The 20,725-nt window shown below is 44.7% G+C and carries 17 protein-coding genes; 12 read left to right on the top strand and 5 right to left on the bottom strand.

Annotated features, from left to right (window positions below; all coding sequences use genetic code 11):
* The first annotated feature begins 12 nt into the window (after positions 1-12).
* The 8 genes from FFM70_RS08015 to FFM70_RS07980 all read left to right on the top strand — a co-directional run bounded on the left by FFM70_RS08015 (position 13) and on the right by FFM70_RS07980 (position 8,744).
* The gene (locus FFM70_RS08015) at positions 13-1,737 is read left to right on the top strand and encodes a ribonuclease J (RefSeq protein WP_137616332.1); all 1,725 of its coding nucleotides are present in this window, start codon (positions 13-15) and stop codon (positions 1,735-1,737) included.
* A gap of 63 nt (positions 1,738-1,800) precedes the next feature.
* On the top strand, positions 1,801-2,721 hold the full coding sequence (locus tag FFM70_RS08010; protein WP_223877460.1) for a hypothetical protein: 921 nt from the start codon (positions 1,801-1,803) through the stop codon (positions 2,719-2,721).
* 214 nt (positions 2,722-2,935) lie between these two features.
* Positions 2,936-4,123, top strand: coding sequence for an elongation factor Tu (gene tuf / locus FFM70_RS08005; protein WP_137616331.1), 1,188 nt, complete (start codon positions 2,936-2,938; stop codon positions 4,121-4,123).
* 203 nt (positions 4,124-4,326) lie between these two features.
* Complete coding sequence (gene tig / locus FFM70_RS08000) at positions 4,327-5,646, top strand: trigger factor (RefSeq protein WP_137616330.1); 1,320 nt, start codon at positions 4,327-4,329, stop codon at positions 5,644-5,646.
* A gap of 212 nt (positions 5,647-5,858) precedes the next feature.
* Complete coding sequence (clpX, locus tag FFM70_RS07995) at positions 5,859-7,121, top strand: ATP-dependent Clp protease ATP-binding subunit ClpX (protein WP_137616329.1); 1,263 nt, start codon at positions 5,859-5,861, stop codon at positions 7,119-7,121.
* Between the two features lie 164 nt (positions 7,122-7,285).
* A complete protein-coding gene (gene yihA, locus FFM70_RS07990; protein WP_137616328.1) occupies positions 7,286-7,879 on the top strand; it encodes a ribosome biogenesis GTP-binding protein YihA/YsxC in 594 nt (197 codons plus the stop codon).
* A 2-nt stretch (positions 7,880-7,881) separates the two neighbouring features.
* Positions 7,882-8,178: a nucleoside triphosphate pyrophosphohydrolase family protein gene (locus FFM70_RS07985; protein WP_137616327.1), complete on the top strand. Its 297-nt coding sequence runs from the start codon at positions 7,882-7,884 to the stop codon at positions 8,176-8,178.
* A gap of 158 nt (positions 8,179-8,336) precedes the next feature.
* Entirely contained in the window at positions 8,337-8,744 is a 408-nt protein-coding gene (locus tag FFM70_RS07980; protein ID WP_137616326.1) for an iron-sulfur cluster biosynthesis family protein, read from the top strand.
* Between the two features lie 50 nt (positions 8,745-8,794).
* Here the strand turns inward: FFM70_RS07980 and FFM70_RS07975 are convergent, their stop codons facing one another.
* On the bottom strand, positions 8,795-8,962 hold the full coding sequence (locus FFM70_RS07975; protein WP_137616325.1) for an SPJ_0845 family protein: 168 nt from the start codon (positions 8,960-8,962) through the stop codon (positions 8,795-8,797).
* A gap of 203 nt (positions 8,963-9,165) precedes the next feature.
* On the opposite strand from FFM70_RS07975, the gene FFM70_RS07970 reads away from it, so the two are divergent.
* The 3 genes from FFM70_RS07970 to uvrC all read left to right on the top strand — a co-directional run bounded on the left by FFM70_RS07970 (position 9,166) and on the right by uvrC (position 13,306).
* Complete coding sequence (locus tag FFM70_RS07970; RefSeq protein ID WP_137616324.1) at positions 9,166-10,644, top strand: ABC transporter substrate-binding protein/permease; 1,479 nt, start codon at positions 9,166-9,168, stop codon at positions 10,642-10,644.
* Complete coding sequence (locus FFM70_RS07965) at positions 10,637-11,377, top strand: amino acid ABC transporter ATP-binding protein (protein WP_137616323.1); 741 nt, start codon at positions 10,637-10,639, stop codon at positions 11,375-11,377. Before FFM70_RS07970 ends, FFM70_RS07965 begins: the two co-directional genes overlap by 8 nt.
* Before the next feature lie 114 nt (positions 11,378-11,491).
* Positions 11,492-13,306, top strand: a complete 1,815-nt coding sequence (uvrC, locus tag FFM70_RS07960) for an excinuclease ABC subunit UvrC (RefSeq protein WP_137616322.1) — start codon at positions 11,492-11,494, stop codon at positions 13,304-13,306.
* A gap of 65 nt (positions 13,307-13,371) precedes the next feature.
* On the opposite strand, the gene FFM70_RS07955 is transcribed toward uvrC, so the two are convergent.
* From FFM70_RS07955 to FFM70_RS07940, 4 genes are all read right to left on the bottom strand, one after another.
* Positions 13,372-14,694, bottom strand: coding sequence for a metallophosphoesterase family protein (locus FFM70_RS07955; RefSeq protein WP_223877459.1), 1,323 nt, complete (start codon positions 14,692-14,694; stop codon positions 13,372-13,374).
* 544 nt (positions 14,695-15,238) lie between these two features.
* Positions 15,239-17,203, bottom strand: a complete 1,965-nt coding sequence (locus tag FFM70_RS07950; protein WP_137616320.1) for a PTS fructose transporter subunit IIABC — start codon at positions 17,201-17,203, stop codon at positions 15,239-15,241.
* Positions 17,204-17,231: 28 nt separating this feature from the next.
* Complete coding sequence (gene pfkB, locus FFM70_RS07945) at positions 17,232-18,149, bottom strand: 1-phosphofructokinase (RefSeq protein ID WP_137616319.1); 918 nt, start codon at positions 18,147-18,149, stop codon at positions 17,232-17,234.
* Positions 18,146-18,901, bottom strand: a complete 756-nt coding sequence (locus FFM70_RS07940) for a DeoR/GlpR family DNA-binding transcription regulator (protein WP_137616318.1) — start codon at positions 18,899-18,901, stop codon at positions 18,146-18,148. Before FFM70_RS07940 ends, pfkB begins: the two co-directional genes overlap by 4 nt.
* A 451-nt stretch (positions 18,902-19,352) precedes the next feature.
* Between FFM70_RS07940 and obgE the strand changes: the two genes are divergently transcribed.
* Positions 19,353-20,648 carry a GTPase ObgE gene (gene obgE, locus FFM70_RS07935; RefSeq protein ID WP_137616317.1) on the top strand — a complete coding sequence of 432 codons (1,296 nt, stop codon included), beginning with the start codon at positions 19,353-19,355 and terminating at the stop codon, positions 20,646-20,648.
* Positions 20,649-20,725: the final 77 nt, after the last annotated feature.

The raw sequence follows: 20,725 nt of genomic DNA, 5'->3' as shown, positions 1-20,725 counted from the left end.
AAGGTGAAATAATTGAGTAGTAAAGTCCAAATTACCCCCTTTGGTGGGGTTCGAGAAAATGGTAAAAACATGTACGCTGTCGAAGTCGATGGTGACATCTATGTGTTAGATTGTGGGTTGAAGTACCCGGAAAATGAATTACTAGGAATCGATATTGTGATTCCAGATTTCAGTTATTTGCGAGAAAACGCTGATCGAATCGTTGGGGTCTTCTTGACGCACGGTCATGCGGACGCAATCGGCGCCTTGCCTTACTTTTTAAATGAATTTAATGTGCCCGTTTTTGGTTCTGAATTGACGATTGAATTGGCAAAAATTCAATTGCAAAAAGATCCTAAGGCGAAGAAATTCAATGATTTCCACATTGTGGATGAAAAGACTGAAATTGATTTTGGCAATGTGACGGCTTCTTTTTTCCGGACGACGCATTCGATTCCGGACTCTATGGGAATCGTGTTACAAACGAGTGAAGGGCAAGTCGTTTATACCGGTGACTTCAAGTTCGATCCAACGGCTACCGTTGGCTATCAGACTGATTTTGCTCGTTTAGCCGAAATTGGCTCAAAAGGGGTTTTAGCGTTACTGAGTGATTCAGCTAATGCTGAGAACTTTGACCAGCCCGTTAGTGAGCATGAAATTGCGTCATACGTGTTGGAAACTTTTAGATATCATAATGGTCGGATTATTGTGGCTTCAGTTGCTTCAAATATTTTGCGGATTCAACAAGTCTTGGATGCTGCTGAAAAGTCTGGTCGCAAAGTCGCTTTAATGCCTGGGGATGTTGAAAGTATTATCAACACTGCCTTGAAGTTGAAGAAGCTCCGAATGCCGGCAGACGTTGTCGTCCCATTGGCAACCGCTGAAAAATTGGATCCATCTAAAGTCGTCATTTTGCAGACTGGCCGGATGGGTGAACCAATCAAGGCGCTACAACGGATGTCCAACAAGCAAGAAGGCAAAGTTAACATTGAAGCTGGCGACTTAGTCTTCATTACAACGACGCCGTCACACTCAATGGAAACGGTCGTCGCCAAGACGCGCGACATGATTTATCGTGCTGGTGCGGATGTCAAAGCCATTGCTGATGAGATGAACTCTTCTGGACATGCCACGAAGCGGGATCTCCAGTTGATGATGAACCTGATGAAGCCTAAATACTTTATGCCAATCCAAGGTGAATATCGGTTGCTCGAATCTCATGCTGAATTTGCTAAGGAAGTCGGGATTCCTGACGACCACATCTTGATTGCGGCCAAAGGTGATCAGTACGTCTATGATGGTGAAGAGATGCACTTAGCCGGCTCAATTGAAGTTGGCGATACGATGATCGATGGTATCGGTGTTGGTGATATTGGGAACATTGTCTTACGGGACCGTAAGATTTTGTCGGAAGATGGGATCTTTGTCGCGGTCGTCACAATTGATCGCAAAAAGAAGAAAATCATCTCAACCCCCAAGATTACCTCGCGTGGGTTCGTGTACGTGAAGACGAGCAAGGACTTGATGCAGGAAAGCGCTGAGTTGGTCAAAGAGACAGTTCAATCAAATTTGGATAATAAAGAGTTTGATTGGGGCCATCTGAAACAGGCGGTTCGTGAGAAGTTGAACCATTATTTATGGGATCAAACGAAACGACATCCTGTGATTTTGCCTGTGATCATGGAAGTTAATCAGCATCATCGGCGTCAGTCTAAAAAGGCAAAGCCGGAAGCTGCTCAAACCGAAGATGAAGCTTAAATTAGTGTTAAAATTAGTCGGGATTTTCCCGACTTTTTTGGTCCACAGAAAGGGGGTAGCGGTTTGAAAACCATTGCGCAACTTATCACTGCCGGTGAAACGGCAGCCACGGCTGGCAAATGGTCGTTGGCGGCGAGTCAGTTTGAAGTTGCCTATCAGCAGGAACAAAGCTATGTGCTTAATTTGAAATTAGTGACAGCGTTATGTCACACAAAAAAATTTATGCAAGCGAGTGAATTGGCGTTGGAGTATGAGGCCGATTACTTGAAAACGGACCAGACGGCGGATGTGTTAATTGACTGTTTGTGTCAAAGCCAGCAGTTTATTCAAGCACGGTTGTCAGCACAGCAACGCGCCAAAATCGCGCCAGCGTGGCTGCAAGCGACGAAAAAACAATTGTCGGTGGCAGAACAATTGGCTGAAACCACAATGCAGCAAACCTTGAAGACGACGATGAAACAGTTTTATCATCTCTCAGATTTGCCGGTAACGGGTCAGATGACGCGATTAGCGGCTGCTAAACATTTAACTTATGCGAAATATCTGACCGCGGCTAAATTTCTGCTAGTGGATCCATTTTTACATCAGCTCTCCAGAGTGGAGGTCTTATATACGTTGAAGGGGTTAGGCGTCGAGTCCCCCGTGACGTTCCAATGGTTGGACGAAACGTCACTGACGGTCGTGCCAAATGCTTTGCCGGCGATGGGCCAAGATCATGTGAGCTTGGCTGTGCAAGCGGCGTTACAGCAACAGCTCGCGCATCAAGATGCGGTGTTGTATGAAAGCCTGCAAGGACTGCTGTCATTACAATTAATGTATTTATATCCCAGCCCTGAAAAAATTGTGACCAGTGCGCAAAGTTGGGTGGCACTCTTAATTGGGAGTCAGACCGGACAACTATCCCCAAAATTAACTGTTTCCGAGCAAAAAATGCTTGACAGTCAGCAAAAAATCCAACAATTAAATTTGGAATTGGCCCAATAATTGAAAGCAATAAGCTTTTTCTTACAAAAATTCAATTTTTTGAATAATATCTGTTTACAAAACAGAGGCTACTATATATAATGTTTAAGGATTCTTAGTGATGGGTGCGTGATTTGGCCTTTTCATTAGGATGTAGTATAATATTAACTAAAGAATTGTCGGGCATTATTTGTACTGACATTATTCTTGCGAAAATCACAGGAGGTTTCATTTAATGGCAAAAGCACATTATGAAAGAACAAAACCCCATGTAAACATTGGTACTATCGGCCACGTTGACCATGGGAAGACTACTTTGACAGCTGCAATCACAAAGGTATTATCTGAAAAGGGCTTAGCAGAAGCTCAAGATTTTGCCTCAATTGATGCCGCTCCCGAAGAACGTGAACGTGGTATTACTATCAACACCGCGCACGTTGAATACGAAACAGAAAAGCGTCACTATGCGCATATTGATGCCCCAGGACATGCTGATTACGTTAAAAACATGATCACTGGTGCCGCTCAAATGGATGGTGCCATCTTAGTTGTTGCCGCAACTGATGGTCCTATGCCACAAACGCGTGAACACATCCTCTTGGCTCGCCAAGTTGGTGTTGACTACATCGTTGTTTTCTTAAACAAGACTGATCTTGTTGATGATGACGAATTAGTTGACTTGGTCGAAATGGAAGTACGTGAATTACTTTCAGAATACGATTTCCCTGGTGACGATATTCCTGTTATCCGTGGTTCAGCTTTGAAAGCTCTCGAAGGCGACCCAGAACAAGAAAAGGTTATCTTACACTTAATGGACGTTGTCGATGAATACATCCCAACACCAGTTCGTGATACTGACAAGCCTTTCTTAATGCCTGTTGAAGATGTCTTCTCAATCACTGGTCGTGGGACTGTTGCTTCTGGTCGTATCGATCGTGGGACTGTTAAAGTCGGTGACGAAGTTGAAATCGTTGGTTTGCATGACGAACCATTGAAGTCAACTGTTACTGGTCTTGAAATGTTCCGTAAGACCCTTGACTTAGGTGAAGCCGGCGATAACGTTGGTGCTTTGTTACGTGGTGTTAACCGCGAACAAGTCGTACGTGGTCAAGTGCTTGCTAAGCCAGGTTCGATCAAGACCCATAAGAACTTCAAGGGCGAAGTTTATATCTTGACTAAAGAAGAAGGTGGCCGTCATACGCCATTCTTCTCAAACTACCGTCCTCAATTCTACTTCCATACCACTGACGTTACTGGTGTTATTGAATTACCAGATGGCGTTGAAATGGTTATGCCTGGAGACAACGTTACATTTACAGTTGAATTAATTTCCCCTGTTGCCATTGAAAAGGGTACTAAGTTCACTGTTCGTGAAGGTGGCCATACTGTTGGTGCCGGTGTTGTTTCTGAAATTGATGACTAATCTCTAGTTGATTTTCATTGATTCATTTAAGAGACTTGGAAGATTCCTTCCAAGTCTCTTTTTTTTAGAAAATTTACAATAAAACGCCAGAATACGCGCTTTTTTAACTGATTTTGTTTACTTTATTGAGTCGATAGGTTAAACTTAACCAGTATGCAATTGACTAGAATTGTAGAAAAACTAAATGTTTCGGAGGGAATACAATGGCTGCAAAGTGGGAAAAGAAAGATGGCAACCAAGGCGAATTAACGTTCGAAATTGGTGCTGACAAGATTAAAGAAGGAATCGATAAGGCCTTCCAACGTACTAAGAAGAACTTAAACGTCCCTGGTTTCCGTAAGGGGAAGGTTCCTCGTCAAATCTTCAATCAAATGTATGGTGAAGAAGCACTCTATCAAGATGCTTTGAACATCGTGCTCCCAGAAGCATATGAACAAGCGATTAAAGAGACTGAAATTGAACCCGTAGACCAACCTAAGATCGATGTTGATAGCATGGAAAAAGGCAAGGCATGGGTCTTAAAAGCGGTTGTAACTGTTCAACCAGAAGTTAAATTAGGCGACTACAAAGAACTTAGTGTTACTCGTCAAAACACACGTGTCTATGCCAAAGACGTTGATGCTGAATTAGAATCACGTCGTGAAAAGCAAGCTGAATTAGTTTTGAAAGAAGACCAACCAGCTGCTAACGGTGACACTGTTGTGATCGACTTCAAAGGTTTCGTCGATGGCGAACCATTTGAAGGCGGCGAATCTGAAAACTACTCCCTTGAATTGGGCTCAAACTCATTCATCCCTGGCTTCGAAGAACAATTAGTTGGTGCCAAAGCCGGCGACGAAAAAGAAGTCAAAGTAACCTTCCCTAAGGATTACCAAGCGGAAGACTTACAAGACAAGGAAGCTACTTTCAAAGTAACCATCCATGAAGTTAAAACTAAGGAACTCCCAGAATTAGACGATGAATTTGCCAAGGATGTTGACGAAGACGTTGACACACTTGAAGAATTAAAGGCTAAGATCAAGGACGAACTTAAAGAACAAAAAGAATCTGCTGCCCATGACGCGATTGAAGATGAAGCTTTAAACCAAGCCGTTGACAATGCTGAAATCGAAGCAATTCCTGATGCCATGAAGGAAGACGATATTCATCGTCAAATGGATCAATACTTGGCTAACATGCAACAACAAGGTATTGACCCTAAGACTTACTACAAGTTAACTGGTACTTCTGAAGATGACTTGCACAAGCAATTTGCTGCGGATGCTGAACGTCGGGTTAAGACTAACTTAGTCTTAGAAGCCGTTGTTGAAGCTGAAAACATCAAACCTTCAAAAGATGAGATTGATGCTGAAGTTAAAGACTTAGCTGGTCAATATAACATGGAAGAAAGCGCTGTTCGCGGTGCTTTAACTGACGACATGTTGTCACATGATATTGCGATTCGCCAAGCGGTTGACTTGATTGCTGATTCAGCCAAGCAAAATGCTAAAGCTGACGACAAAAAAGAAGACAAAGAAGACTAATTAATTAGTCGATCGACTAAAAGGCCTTGAGGGGGTAACTCCTTGAGGCCTTTAGTTTGAACAAAACCGTTTGTAAGTTTATAGACAAATCATTTCAGGTTTTCAAAGACCCATGTTATAGTAATGGACGAAGTGACAAGGCCATAGGTGGTTTTAGGCCTGTTTTTCTGTTATGATTAATCCATGTAAATACATCGATGAGGTGAGAATGAATGTTTGAAAATACCGAGACAAACGGCCCAGTTAACTGTTCATTTTGTGGGAAATCACAAGATCAAGTTAAAAAAATTGTTGCCGGCCCCGGCGTGTATATCTGTAATGAATGTATCGACTTATGTAAAGAAATTATCGATGAAGAATTCAGTGAAGAACAATCACATGAATTGACAGATATTCCAACACCAAAGGAAATTGTTGACGAACTAGACCAATATGTAATCGGTCAAAATGAAGCTAAACGGACTTTATCTGTCGCAGTTTATAATCACTATAAGCGGGTTAAAGCGATGGAGGATAGTGATAAGGACTCCGATGGTCCCGAATTACAAAAGAGTAATATCAGTTTAGTTGGTCCCACTGGCTCTGGGAAGACTTTCTTAGCCCAAAGCTTGGCGCGTATCTTGGACGTGCCATTTGCGATTGCGGATGCCACTACCTTGACTGAAGCGGGTTATGTTGGTGAAGACGTTGAAAACATCTTATTGAAGTTATTGCAAAATGCTGATTACGATGTTGAACGTGCAGAAAAGGGTATCATCTACATTGATGAAATCGATAAGATCGCTAAGAAGAGCGAGAACGTGTCGATTACACGCGATGTTTCTGGTGAAGGGGTCCAACAAGCCCTCTTGAAGATCTTGGAAGGGACCATTGCCAACGTTCCGCCGCAGGGTGGTCGTAAGCACCCACAACAAGAGTTCATTCAAATTGATACCACGAACATCTTATTCATCGTTGGTGGGGCATTTGATGGTATTGAAGAGATCGTTAAACGTCGCCTTGGTGACAAGACGATCGGTTTCGGTAATGATACCGATGGTAAGAACGCGATTTTGGATGATACCAAGAGTATCATGCAACAAGTTGTGCCAGAAGATTTGCTACAATTTGGGTTAATTCCTGAATTTATCGGGCGGTTGCCAATCTTGACGGCCTTAGAACGTTTGACCGAGGACGATTTGGTGCGGATCTTAACTGAACCAAAGAACGCCTTAGTTAAGCAGTATCAACGCTTGATTGCGTTGGACGGTGCTGAGTTAGACTTTGACGATGACGCCTTACGCGCCATCGCACAAGAAGCTTTAGCTCGTAATACTGGTGCCCGGGGGTTACGGTCAATCATTGAAGATACGATGCGGGACATCATGTTTGATATTCCAAGCCGTAAAGACGTGAAGAAGGTCATTATTAATAAAGCGACGGTTGAAGATCATGCCGAACCAGAATTGGTTTTGGAAGATCAAAAAGCGTCATAGGTTCAGTAAAATTTAATTGAAATCGAAGTCAGGACCGCGATGGGCGTTACTTATCGCGGTCCTGACTGCTGTTAATTGTCATTTGAGGCATTCAAACTAGACCAATCGTCGTTGAGAATTGTGTTAGAATGGGTAAAGACTATTTGGTAGAGGAGTTATTTTCGATGGAAGTGCATAACGTAGAACTGGTCATGAGTGCCGTGGCGACCAGCCAATATCCAACCACCGGTTATCCTGAAGTGGCGTTGTCCGGTCGTTCGAATGTTGGTAAGTCGTCTTTGATTAATGTGTTGATCAACCGCAATAGCTATGCGCGGACGTCAAGTCAGCCCGGAAAAACACAGACGTTAAATTTTTATAAGGTCGAAGATCAATTGTACTTTGTCGACGTACCGGGTTATGGTTACGCCAAAGTATCTAAGAAGGATCGCGAGAAATTCGGTCAGATGATTGAAACTTATTTGACGAATCGGAGTACCTTACGTGGGGTCATCATTTTAGTAGACGCGCGCCATGCGCCAACGAAAGACGATGTGACGATGTACGAGTGGATGCATTATTACAAGATGCCATTACTCGTGGTCGCGACTAAGAGCGACAAAATCGCCCGTGGCAAGTGGAACAAACAAGAGAGCTTAATTAAGAAAACTTTGAATTTCCAAGCCGGTGATGATTTTATTCCGTTTTCCGCAAAAACTAAAGCGGGTAAAGAAGCTGTTTGGGACTGGATCGAAGCACATACAGTGGGAGGCAATTAACAGTGGAATTTAATGACTATCAATCTTTGGCCAACCGGACGCTGTATGGCAATGAACAAGTTTTAACGAACTTGTCATTGGGCCTAGCGTCCGAAACGGGTCAGGTCGTCGATTTGGTCAAGAAGTATACTTTCCATGGCGAGAGTTTAAATAAAGACCAATTGACGAAGCAAATGGGCGATGTGCTCTGGTATTTGTCACAAGTCGCTGAATGGGCAGATATTCCTTTCGACGATGTGGCGGAACAAAATATTGCTAAATTAAATCAAAAATATCCGAATGGGAAAACACCCAAATAATGAAAAGCGAGTCCGACGGTTGTCGTGACTCGTTTTTTAGACCGAATACTAATTTTAAGTAAGCACTTTGATTGCATTATAGGATCGTCTGCGGTATATTAGTGATAGTAAAAGAATTGTACACAACTTAATTGTCATAATTGAAAGGGTGTTGAGTGATGAAGATTACGATTAAAGATGATGCACAAGCTTATTTAGCTGATAAGATTCCAGCAGGTAGTCGCGTGATTTTGACGACTGATGACGGGTCAAATAAGTATTCAAGCTTAGGTGGGAGTTGTGCGATCGGCAACAAGTTCCAATTGGTCATCTTAAAGGCTGCTGATCCGACTTACACGGTTCCCTTAGAAAATAATGTTGGTTATGACATGGCTACCGCTCCTGGCGACACGGACTTTTTAGGCAATGGTCTCAATATTGACCGTTGGCACAGTGGGTTAGCCTTGAAGGATGATAGTGGTATTCTGGACGGCGCGCTGTCAGTGGTTGATTGGCGTGACGTTAGTCCTGAGACGGAAGCGGAATTACGTGAAAAGATGGCCACGATTGGCACTAAAATTTGTTAATTAAAAGGCAAAATCACGTTCCCTAAAAATGGGGAACGTGATTTTTTTGGCTATTTTTTAGCGTCTTTTGTTTTTGGTTGATCGGTTTTACGTTTGGCGTGTTCGTCAATAGTTTCTTGGATGGCTTTAGGACTCAATTTTTCCTTGTCATCGGGACCAATCGCGAATTTATCGAATAATTTATCTAAGTTGTCTTGACGTTGGACTTTTAAACTCATGTGATCATTCCTTTCAATGGCCTTTATCATAGCAAATTTTGGCGTCTTTGTCAGTTATTCGTCGTTTATACATTTTAAAGCGGTTAAAAGCTGTATAAAAGGCCTTTTTATGCATAAAATAAAGAAATTATCGAAAATACTTGCATAAATAATCATATGCGTTTATACTTTGTTCTTGTAAAAAGAAAACAAGGAGATTGCTTATGAAAAAAAAATATGGGTTGCTGCTAGCCATGCTAGTTGCCTTGTTCATGTTAGTCGTACCGATGAGTACACAACACGCACAAGCTGCTACGGATGACTCACTAGAAAAGATTCAGAAAAAAGGCGTTTTGGTGATGGGGACTTCACCAGATTATCCACCTTATGAATTCCAAGCGACCGTCAATGGGAAGAGTACCGTTGTCGGGATGGATGTTGAGATTGGGAAAAAGGTTGCCAAAGATCTTGGCGTTAAACTTAAGATCAAGTCCATGTCGTTTGATTCCTTACTAGTTGCGTTACAAACTGGTAAAGTTGATATGGTTATTTCTGGGATGAACCCCACGCCTGCGCGTCGTAAGAACGTGGACTTCACGCATACTTATTACCAAGGCGGCTATGAAATCGTCGTTAATAAAGCTGATAAGGGTAAATACAAGGATAAGGATTCATTTAGCGGTGGCACTCTAGGTGCTCAAACGGGGACGACCCAATATAATGCCGCTAAGAAACAAACTAAGAATACAACTGTTAAAGGGATGACTTCCAACTCCGACTTGATTTTGGCGCTTCAAAGCCATAAAGTCCAAGGGGTTGCAATGGAAAAGCCAACTGCACAAGCTTATGTTTCGAATAACAAACAGTTAGCCGCCTTACCAAGTCATTTTGATATGAGTTCTTCAGCCACAAGTTCAGCGATTGCGTTCCGTAAAGGGTCAACGAGTCTCGTGAACAAGGTCAACAAAACGGTTGATCAAGTTAAGAAGCAAGACTTAGTTAAGAAGAGCTATTTGCCAACTGCTGGGAAATACTTGAAGACTAACACCGTCAATACTTCGATGGGGCATTACTGGAAAGCCTTCCTCACCGGGATTGAATACACGTTGATCATTACTGTTTGCTCTGTCTTCTTTGGGTTCATCATTGGGATCATCTTAGCTTTAGCACGGATGGCCAAAGGTGGCGTCTTAAAGACAGCTTTACGTTGGCTCGCAACGGCCTACGTTGAATTTATTCGGGGCACGCCAATGATGGTTCAAGTCATGTTTGTTTACTTTGGTTTAGGACTTTTCGTCAATTTACCAGCCTTAACCTCTGGGATCATTGCGATTTCCTTGAACTCTGGTGCGTACGTGGCTGAATATATTCGTGGTGGGATTAACTCCGTTGACGACGGCCAAACGGAAGCCGCTCGAAGCCTTGGGATGTCCAATGGCGAAACGATGCGTTACGTGGTCTTACCACAAGCGTTGAAGAACATTTGGCCATCACTTGGGAACGAATTTATCACGTTGATCAAGGATAGTTCGATCGTCTCCATCATTGGGGTCACTGAATTGATCTATCAAAGTAATATTGTCCGTTCCGACACTTACCGTGGGGTTGCCCCAATTGTGGTCATCATGGTCTTATACTTCATCTTGACCTTTACCGCGTCACGGATCTTGAACTACTTCGAAAGGAAGATGCAACATGACTAAACCAGTAATCGAAGTTGAAGCCTTAGCCAAAAGCTTCGGCGACAATGAAGTGTTAAAAGATATTACCGAAAAGGTCGAACCTGGCCAAGTGATCGTTGTGATTGGGCCTTCCGGTGGTGGGAAGAGTACCTTCTTACGGTGCTTAAACTTGTTGGAAACGCCAACGAGTGGTAAAGTTGCCTTTGAGGGTCAAGACTTGACCACGTTGGATACGAAGAGCGTCAATGCCTTACGGGAAAAAATGGGGATGGTCTTCCAAGGCTTTAATTTATTCCCAAACATGACCGTTTTGGAAAACATCAAACTTGCGCCGATGAAAGTGAAAAAGACTGACGATGCAGCTGCAACGAAGCGGGCGCACGAGCTATTGACACGAGTCGGCTTAGATGATCACGCGGATGCCTTTCCAACTAGTTTATCTGGTGGGCAGGCACAACGGGTGGCCATTGCGCGGGCCTTGGCGATGGATCCAAAAGTGATGTTGTTTGATGAACCCACTTCTGCCTTAGATCCAGAAATGGTTGGCGAAGTGTTGAACGTTATGCAAGAATTGGCTAAAGAAGGCATGACGATGGTCGTTGTGACTCACGAAATGGGCTTTGCGAAGTCCGTGGGTGACCGCATCTGGTTTATGGCGGACGGTTATATTCAAGAAAATAACACGCCAGATAATTTCTTTGCCCATCCAGAAACGGATCGGGCTAAAGACTTCTTATCTAAAATTTTAATGTAACGAACTTGGCTGGGAAATGTTTCCCGGCCTTTTTTGTCTCGTGGGCGAATTGCTTGTCGCAACTAGTTGGGGGCGGTATACTAATAACACTGTATTAAAGTCAGGAGGGGTCAAATGGCTTCGGCACACATTGAACACAAACTTTCACTATTGCCCGATTTACCAGGCTGTTATTTAATGAAAAATATTAATAGTCAGATCATTTATGTCGGGAAAGCGAAAAATTTAAAAAACCGGGTCCGGTCATACTTTAAGAGTAGCCACACCGGGAAAACGGCCCGTTTAGTCTCTGAAATCAGAGATTTTGAATTTATCGTGACTTCGACTGATAAGGAAGCTTTCTTATTGGAAATCACGTTGATCCAAAAACACCAACCTTATTTCAACATCAAGCTGAAAAAGGGCACGGGTTATCCGTACATTAAGATTACCAACGAACGTGATCCGCAAATTTTGATTGTCAGTGACGTCCGTAAAGATGGCGGCTATTATTTTGGGCCGTACCCGAACGTTTATGCGGCACAAGAAACGGTCAACTTTATTCAAAAAGTCTACCCATTGCGGCGTTGTCATGGGTTCCAGAAACGGCCGTGCTTGTATTATCACATGGGTCAGTGTCTGGGAGCTTGCTTTAAAACAGTGCCAGTCGCGGAATATGATGCCCAGATCAAGCGTATCAAGTCATTTCTGAACGGTCATGTTGAAACGGTCAAGAAACAATTAAACCAACGCATGGCGAAAGCTGCGGCCAATTTAGAATTTGAACGGGCGGCCGAACTGCGTGATCAATTGACTTATATTGAAATGACGGTCGAAAAGCAAAAAATCATTTCAAACGACAACACCCCGCGCGATCTGTTCAATTTTTATTTGGATAAGGGTTGGTTATCGATCCAAGTGTTCTTCATTCGTCAAGCACGGTTGATGAAACGGGAAAAACGGTTATTCCCAATCGTCTCAACTGCCCCGGAAGAAATGACAAGTTTTATTTTGCAATTTTATAATCGTAAAAACAATGTGTTACCCCGCGAAGTGCTGGTCCCAGCCGGACTAGATAAAGAAGTCCTGAGCGATATTCTTGGGATTCCTGTGCGGACGCCGCAACGCGGCCAAAAGCGGGAATTGTTGGACCTAGCCGAGAAGAATGCGCGCATCGTATTGGAAGAAAAGTTCCGTTTGTTGGAAATGGATGAGCAGAAGACGACCGGTGCGATGAAAGAAATCACGGATGCTTTGGGGTTACCACCTGGTCACAAGATTGAAGCGTTTGACCACTCACACATTCAAGGGTCGGATTTGGTTTCAGCGATGGTCGTCTTTACGGATGGCCAACCGAATAAAAAACTTTATCGAAAATATAAATTGCGAACGGTCGATCATGCGGATGAAGCCGCTTCGACGCGTGAAGTCATCCGACGACGTTATACACGAGTGCTAAAAGAGCACGCAGCCTTGCCTGATTTAATTTTAATGGATGGTGGGGACATTCAGTTGGATGCGGCTAAAGACGTCTTAGAAAACGAATTAGGGCTATCAACGCCAGTAGCGGCGATGGTCAAAAATGATCATCATAAGACGGCGGATCTGTTGGCCTCAGCTGGCGATGCCCATTTAAATCTGGATCCTAAGAGTCAAGGCTTCTACTTGTTACAACGGATTCAAGACGAAGTGCACCGGTTTGCGATTACGTTCCATCGACAAGTGCATACGAAGCACTCTCTAAGCTCACGCCTGGATGAAATTCCAGGGGTAGGGCCCAAGACGCGGAATAAACTCTTACGTAAATTTGGGTCGATGCCTAAAATTGCGGCAGCGCCCATTGAAGAAATTCAGAAGTTGGGGATTTCAAAGCCCGTTGCACAAACGGTCAAGTTTTCATTAGCTGGCGGTGGGGTGACACCGAAACATTATCAGAAGGGTGCTACATAGACCCCGATTTAAACAATCAAAAATCCTTCAGAAATCTAACCAGATTTCTGAAGGATTTTTTTAGGTTAGCGAGTAGCGCCAGACCAACTTAAATTACCATGTAGGTTCTTAGTTCTTAAAATAAATTCTTTCAAGCCAACCGAATTAGGCAGCTGTTCCCAAGCTTTGACTGCGGCAGTTTGCTTTACCGGAGTGCCACGGAACATGGCGATATTCGCTTCACCCATGCCGGTGGCTAACGTTTTGATCTTTTTAGCCGAATAATGGGTCTCATCACGATCTTCATATAGTGAGCTGAGGGCAGCATTATAGCCGGCGGCATAGAGGACGTCATGATCGTACTTCTGATAAGCCTTGACTGCCCGAGTACCTTGATGTTGCTTGATATAGGTGCTGACATTCAGCGGTGTCGCGTGATAGGTAGCTTGACCGGTCTGCTGGTTGAGCTTCAAGGTGCCATAATAATGCTGGCCTAAAATTAACGCCCCGCTGGCAATATCCGTTAATTCTTGACCGTTGACCGTCTTGTGTTTGATACTTTGGGCGTGAATGTGCCCGCTCAGCGTCAGCTTGATGTTGGCTTTGCTAAAGACATTGCGAACTTGATCAGCGTAACCAATCGTGTAGCCCTGGTTGATCATCGTATGGTTCATAATATTGTGATGCAGGACTGGAATTAACGTGGCGTGTTGCTTTTTAGCTTCACGGCCAACTTTGGCGACCCACTCTAAGGTGCCATCCGGCAAGCCACCACCAACAGTCGAGCTGCCTTGTTGGTAATTACTCTTGTAAATAGCGGAGTTCAACATTAAAAACCAAGTTTTCTTACTAGGTTTAACGAGGTAGCTTAAAGAATTGCTGTCATGCGAAACAGCCTCATTATAGCCAGCTTTGGCATAGATTTCTTTGAACTGAGCTGCGTCAATGGCATCGACTTCGTACTGCTTTTTACCCTTGAAGCCACGTGTCATCGGGTTATTTAAATCATGATTACCAGGGATGACGTAAACGTGGATACGTTGTTTAGTGAGTCGCTTAAGCTGTTTAGCGACGTATTCATGGCTGGCTTTTTCGCCGTTGTTCGTAATGTCACCGCTGACAATCACGACATCAGGCTTGGTGGCGAGCACTTTCGCGATAAAAGCCTTGAAAATGGTCGCACTATACTTTAAATCGGCCCCAGCGTCATTGCCGGCGTAAGTGTCAAATGATTGCCCATTGTCGTGCAAGCTTGGCGCAATCACGTGGTCGTCACTGATCACCATGGCGGTCAAGTTGTTTCCGCGGACTGGTGGGAGCGTCTTTGAGTTCTTCTGATGGCAACCGGTTAATAGGAGGGCACTGCTTAGTAGAACTGTTAGCGTCAGTGCTCGTAGTTTGAATTTCAAAAAATCGTCTCGTTTCAATAAATAGATTAATAATCTCATTATACCCGTATCATTGCAGGGTTGGATAGTTATTTGTCCAAATTAGCTTGACTAAAGACTGCAGATGGTGAAACTGTTGTAATCCGTTGAACCCCTCAAATGGACTCATACGGGAGGACGGTGCCAACCAGAGCACAGTCGGACGTAGCCATTGTCAGATACTTACCTCTTCAGCATACCCAATCTGATTGATTCCGCCGAATCTTAATAACCGGTGGATTATTCAAAGCAGTTTACTAGCTGTAGGTTGTTGTTGATGGCATCGGCCGTGTGGGTGGCGTTTGACCGGTGGTTTTCCGGTCTTACACCACGGACCGGCCGGAAGACTTGCGGTTTATGCAAGGCTCCCGGGCGAGGGGCAAGACGTCTCTGAGGCTTGAACCGGTCCCTCGGCCGCATGTCATCAGCAACAACCGGAAGCGGCAATCAGCGACTAACGTTCTAAGTGCTCCCAACAAAAAGTTCCGACCATCAATTGACAGTCGGAACTTAAAAGGTAACTTATTTAAGCTTTTTTAGCAGGCTTCCAAAGACCTAAGACGACTCCGGCAATTACGGCCCCAATGACCGTTGCACCAACGTAACCCCAAATATTAGTAGCGAGTAAGGCAACCCATAACCCACCATGAGGGGCAGGGACGGAAACATGCCATAATTGGGTTAAGCCACCGGCAATGGCAGCACCAAGTACACCAGAACCGATAACGTGCAATGGATCGGCAGTCGCAAATGGAATCGCACCTTCAGTAATGAAGGAAATCCCTAAGATCCAGTTCGAAATCCCGGCTTTACGTTCATCATCAGTGAACTTCTTTGGCCAGAAAGCGGTCGCGATGGCAGTTGCCAATGGTGGCACCATCCCACCGGCCATAACAGCAGCCATCAAATTCCCATCTTGTGTGGCCGTAAAGGCACCAGTAGCGAAGACGTAAGCAGCCTTGTTGAAAGGACCACCCATATCGATCGACATCATCCCACCAAGGATGATCCCTAAGATCACGGCATTCCCAGTACCCATTGAGTTCAAGAAGTGGGTGATAAATTGATTAATAACAGAGAAGATTGGGTTGATAATGAAGAACATCAACGCAGCGACGATCAATAGGCCAATAATTGGGTAGATCAGCATTGGCTTCATGCCTTCAAGTGATTGTGGCATGTGCTTCGTCCACTTCTTCATCCAAACGGTGACATAACCAGCTAAGAACCCAGCGGCGATCCCACCTAAGAACCCGGCTGGACTCTTGGCATGTGCTGATAAGGAAGCGACATAGACGCCACCGTATGCACCACTATAAACGGTCGCCATGAAACCACCAACGAACCCGGGCATTAACGCAGGACGATCACCAATTGATTCGGCGATGTAACCGGCTAAGACTGGCACCATGAAGGCAAAGGCCATATTCCCAGCTTGGTTGAAGAAGGTAAAGGCTAAACTCTTGTCACCGGCAAATTGTTCGATGACGAAGGAGAGGGCCATTAAAATCCCACCACCAACGACGAATGGTAACATATGTGAAATTCCGTTCATTAAATCTTTGTAGATTTCACTCCAAACGCCGCCGTTACTGCTTTCAGCATCATCGCTGTCAGCAGCACCACCATCAGCATCGTGATAGACTGGCGCTTTGCCTTCTAAGACTTCGTTGATGAGTTCTTCTGATTTGTTGATCCCATCAGTGACTGGGCGGTTAACCAGTGGCTTACCATCAAAACGCGCCATCTTAACTTTTTTATCAGCGGCAATGATGACCCCTTTAGCACGGGCAATTTCATCGGCAGTCAACAAATGTTTGACCCCTTCAGAACCGTTCGTTTCGATCTTAATGTCAACGTTCATGGCTTCCGCTTGCTTGATTAATGCGGCTTCAGCCATGTAAGTATGGGCAATCCCATTAGGACAAGCGGTGACCCCAACGATGTAAGGGCGTTGTTCGTCAGCAGCTGCACTTGAGGCATCGGCTGCTTTGCGTGCTTTAGCAGCCGCGTCTTTAGCTTCTTTTAATTCTTTAGCAGCTTGCGCATCACCGAAGAGTTGTTGAACTTCTTCAGGCGTGGTTGCTTTTTTCAGTTTACCAACTAACTCGGGGTCAATTAACAAGCTGGACAGAGCAGCCAAGGCGGCCAAATGAGTATTGTTGGCTCCTTCAGGCGCAGCAATCATGAAGAACAAATGAACAGGTTGGCCATCTAAAGCATTAAAGTCAACACCGGCGGCACTTTTAGCAAATAGCACTGTGGCGCGTTGAACCGCTTTGTCTTTGGCATGTGGCATGGCAATACCATCACCAATCCCAGTGGTCGATTCAGCTTCACGTTTGATAATGTCCTTTTTGTAGAGGGCTTCATCATTGATGACACCTTGTTCGGCATATTTATGAACTAACTCATCAATTGCCTCGTCTTTGGTCGTGGCGTGCATGTCCATGATCATGACATTTTTTAATAATAAGTCGCGAATATCCATGTGTGTGTAACAGTCCTTTCTAAAGCAACTACTTAGTTACAGTTTCAATTTTGATTAATGGTAAGATTTCGTCGATCTTAGCGCGGGTCGCGATATCTTCAGAGAAGGCGGTCGCGGAACCACAGGCTAAGCCGTAACGAAAGCTTTCAACAGCGTCGTGTGTCTTTGCAAAAGTCCCCACGAAGCCACCAATCATTGAATCACCAGCCCCAACGGAATTGATGACGTGACCCTTAGGTGCGGGGCTGAAGTAAACGTGATCAGGGGTGATCAGCAGGCCACCATCGCCAGCCATTGAAATCAACACATGTTGGGCGCCTTCTTTCAGCATCCGTTTCCCAGCGGCAATGATGTCGGCTTGGCTGTTGAAAGTGGTGTGATAATAATCAGCTAATTCATGATTATTTGGTTTGACCACTAATGGTTGGCTTGGCAAGGTCTTCTTCAACGCCTCACCAGTCGTATCGATGACGAAGTTGGCACCGGCCGCTTTGGCTTTTTGAATGATATCGTAATAGAACGTATCTGGCAGGCTAGGTGCTAAGCTCCCAGACATGACCACCACGTCATCGGCGGTTAAATGCGACAATTCTTCATAGAACTGGTCAACTTCAAGACTCGTAATGTCCGGACCAGCCCCGTTCAATTCCGTTTCTTCATCGGCGTGAATTTTAACGTTGATGCGAGTGTCATCAGCAATCTTGGTGAAGTGACAATCAAGACCCTTGGCTTTCAATGCTTCACTGATAAAGGTGCCAGTAAAGCCACCAATGAAACCAAGTGCGCGATTAGGTTGATTGAGATCATTTAAAATTTGTGAAACATTGATGCCTTTGCCACCAGGTAATTTGGCGGTGTGGGCCAGGCGGTTAACGCTGCCGAGTGTCATGTGTGGTAGTTGAACCACGTAGTCGATCGACGGGTTAACAGTAATGGTGTAAATCATGATTTGACCTCCTGGATAGTGGTTAATGGTTGGTACTGTTCAGCCAACTTTGGCATCAGTTGGTCGGTAATGATCGTCGCACTGGCGAGATCACCGACACGTGCAAAGGAAACATGGTCGAACTTAGTATTGTCAACCAGAATGAAGGCTTCTTCACTCTGGGCGATTGCGGTTTTTTTAACGATTGCTTCGTCGGGATCGGGGGTCGTCAAGCCAAACTTCAGGTGGACGCCGTTGATTCCGAGAAAGACCTTATTGAATCGGTATTCTTGTAACGATTTGACGGCTTCAGGACCGATGACGGCTTTAGTGATGCCTTTGAGGTTACCACCAAGCAAGTAGGTCTTGATGCCCATGTCCGCCAAGGCGGAAGCATGGACGACCCCGTTCGTCACGACGCGCAAGTTATAACTGGGATTTAAATGATGAATCATCGCGAGCGTCGAAGTTCCGGCGTCCAAATAAATCACATCATCAACCTGAATATTAGCCACAGCTTGCTGGGCAATGCGGTCTTTAGCGTCCACATTACGTGAAACCTTATCGTTCATGGCCGGTTCTTCTTGGAGCGAGTTCATATATTTAGCGCCACCATGGACGCGCAATAAGTCACCCTGTTCTTCCAGTTGTTGGAGATCCCGGCGAGCCGTGGATTCGGAACAATTGGTTTCTGAACAAATGTCCTTGATTTTAATAATGCCTTTGAAACGGATCGTATTTAAAATGTATTGTTGACGTTCTTCTGTAAGCACTTTCAAATCCCTCCAACGACTAATATACACGCTCACCTATCAAAACACAACAAAAACCTTCAAAAAACGTCAAAATAATTCACAACCCGTCATTGACCAGTCATTTTACGGTGAACAACCGCTATGGAAAGGGGTCGACCACTGTTTGAGTTGTGGGAGAGAGTGCTGAAAAGATGGCTTTTCCGGAAGTCTCATAAGTTATAGTGGTCAATCATCGTCGTAAAAGGACGAATTTCTGCGATCTGATGATTGAAACCGCTTAAGCCGTCGCTAAACTGTGGCCGTCAGTGGTGGCAGAAAAACGGGAATCGCCAACCGCTAAATTTTGAATCCGACCAACTAACGCGGATACTTTGACGGCGGGCGCGAACATTTGTATACTAGGTCAGGTATCTAATTTCGCACGGAGTCATTTCGTAGATAAATAATATAGAAGAAACAGGAGAAAAACATGTTTGTAGATCAAGTCAAGGTAGATGTAAAAGCCGGTAACGGTGGTAACGGCATGGTCGCATTTCGGCGCGAAAAATTTGTGCCCAATGGTGGCCCAGCTGGTGGTGATGGTGGCCGCGGTGGGAGTGTGATCGTGGAAGCAGATGAAGGTTTGCGGACGTTAATGGATTTTCGTTATACGCGTAAATTCAAGGCGGACAATGGCGGCAATGGGATGATCAAGCAAATGACTGGTCGTTCTGCCAGCAATACGATTATCAAAGTCCCACTTGGCACCGTCGTGACCGATTTCAATACCGGCAAGATTATTGGTGATATTGTCGATAAGGATCAGAAACTCGTCATTGCTAAAGGCGGCCGTGGCGGTCGTGGCAATATTCACTTTGCCAGTCCTAAAAATCCGGCGCCAGAAATTGCTGAAAACGGTGAACCTGGGGACGAATTGACGATTCGAATGGAATTAAAAGTTTTGGCGGATGTTGGCTTAGTTGGGTTCCCATCCGTGGGTAAGTCAACTTTGCTGTCAGTCGTTACGAGTGCTAAGCCTAAGATCGCGGCGTATCACTTTACGACTTTGGTCCCTAATCTTGGGATGGTGCGGCTGGATGACGGCCGTGATTTCGTCATGGCGGATTTGCCGGGATTAATTGAAGGCGCTGCGAACGGGGTTGGCTTGGGAATTCAATTCTTGCGCCATATTGAGCGGACGCGGGTTATCTTGCATCTGATTGATATGAGTGGTGTTGAAGAAAATGATCCGTTTGAAGATTATTTGAAGATCAACCATGAATTGACAAGCTATGATCCAGAACTGTTGAAACGGCCCCAGATCGTCGTTGCAACTAAGATGGACATGCCGGATGCTGCCGATAATTTAGCGAAGTTTGAAGCGAAATTAAAGACGGATCACACATTGGCAGAGGTACCAGCCATCTATCCAATCTCATCGATTACGCAACAAGGAATCAAGGCCTTGCTTGCGCAAACGGCGAACTTGCTCGATACGACACCACAATTCCCAGTTAAGGGTGTTGATGACGTTGAACATCGTGACTACAATAGTGACGTGACGCAAGACTTCACGGTCGACAATCCAGAACCAGGGTTGTTCGTCTTGTCTGGTGAAAAGTTGGAACGCTTATTTAAGATGACCAACTTGGAGCACGAAGAAAGTGTCATGCGCTTTGCTCGTCAATTACGTGGGATGGGGATCGATGATGCGTTACGTGCCGCCGGTGCTAAGAACGACGATACGATTCAAATCTTAGATTATCAATTCCAGTTCATGGATTAAGCGAACTGGTTTAAAAAGTTTCATTGAAGCTAAAAGGGCCTGTAATTGCGTCAGTAATTACAGGCCCTTTTATGGGC

The organism is Lactiplantibacillus nangangensis (genome assembly GCF_005405065.1).
GTDB classification, from domain to species: domain Bacteria; phylum Bacillota; class Bacilli; order Lactobacillales; family Lactobacillaceae; genus Lactiplantibacillus; species Lactiplantibacillus nangangensis.
Note: the sequence above shows the minus strand (reverse complement) of the source record. Positions and strands in the feature narration are given on the sequence as shown.

Coding starts and splice junctions, on each gene's coding strand:
- FFM70_RS07980 (WP_137616326.1), top strand. CDS start 8,337: ATGAAGATTACGATTAAAGATGATGCACAAGCTTATTTAGCTGATAAG.
- uvrC (WP_137616322.1), top strand. CDS start 11,492: ATGGCTTCGGCACACATTGAACACAAACTTTCACTATTGCCCGATTTA.
- tig (WP_137616330.1), top strand. CDS start 4,327: ATGGCTGCAAAGTGGGAAAAGAAAGATGGCAACCAAGGCGAATTAACG.
- pfkB (WP_137616319.1), bottom strand. CDS start 18,149: ATGATTTACACCATTACTGTTAACCCGTCGATCGACTACGTGGTTCAA.
- tuf (WP_137616331.1), top strand. CDS start 2,936: ATGGCAAAAGCACATTATGAAAGAACAAAACCCCATGTAAACATTGGT.
- yihA (WP_137616328.1), top strand. CDS start 7,286: ATGGAAGTGCATAACGTAGAACTGGTCATGAGTGCCGTGGCGACCAGC.
- clpX (WP_137616329.1), top strand. CDS start 5,859: ATGTTTGAAAATACCGAGACAAACGGCCCAGTTAACTGTTCATTTTGT.
- FFM70_RS07950 (WP_137616320.1), bottom strand. CDS start 17,203: ATGGATATTCGCGACTTATTATTAAAAAATGTCATGATCATGGACATG.
- FFM70_RS07965 (WP_137616323.1), top strand. CDS start 10,637: ATGACTAAACCAGTAATCGAAGTTGAAGCCTTAGCCAAAAGCTTCGGC.
- obgE (WP_137616317.1), top strand. CDS start 19,353: ATGTTTGTAGATCAAGTCAAGGTAGATGTAAAAGCCGGTAACGGTGGT.
- FFM70_RS07970 (WP_137616324.1), top strand. CDS start 9,166: ATGAAAAAAAAATATGGGTTGCTGCTAGCCATGCTAGTTGCCTTGTTC.
- FFM70_RS07975 (WP_137616325.1), bottom strand. CDS start 8,962: ATGAGTTTAAAAGTCCAACGTCAAGACAACTTAGATAAATTATTCGAT.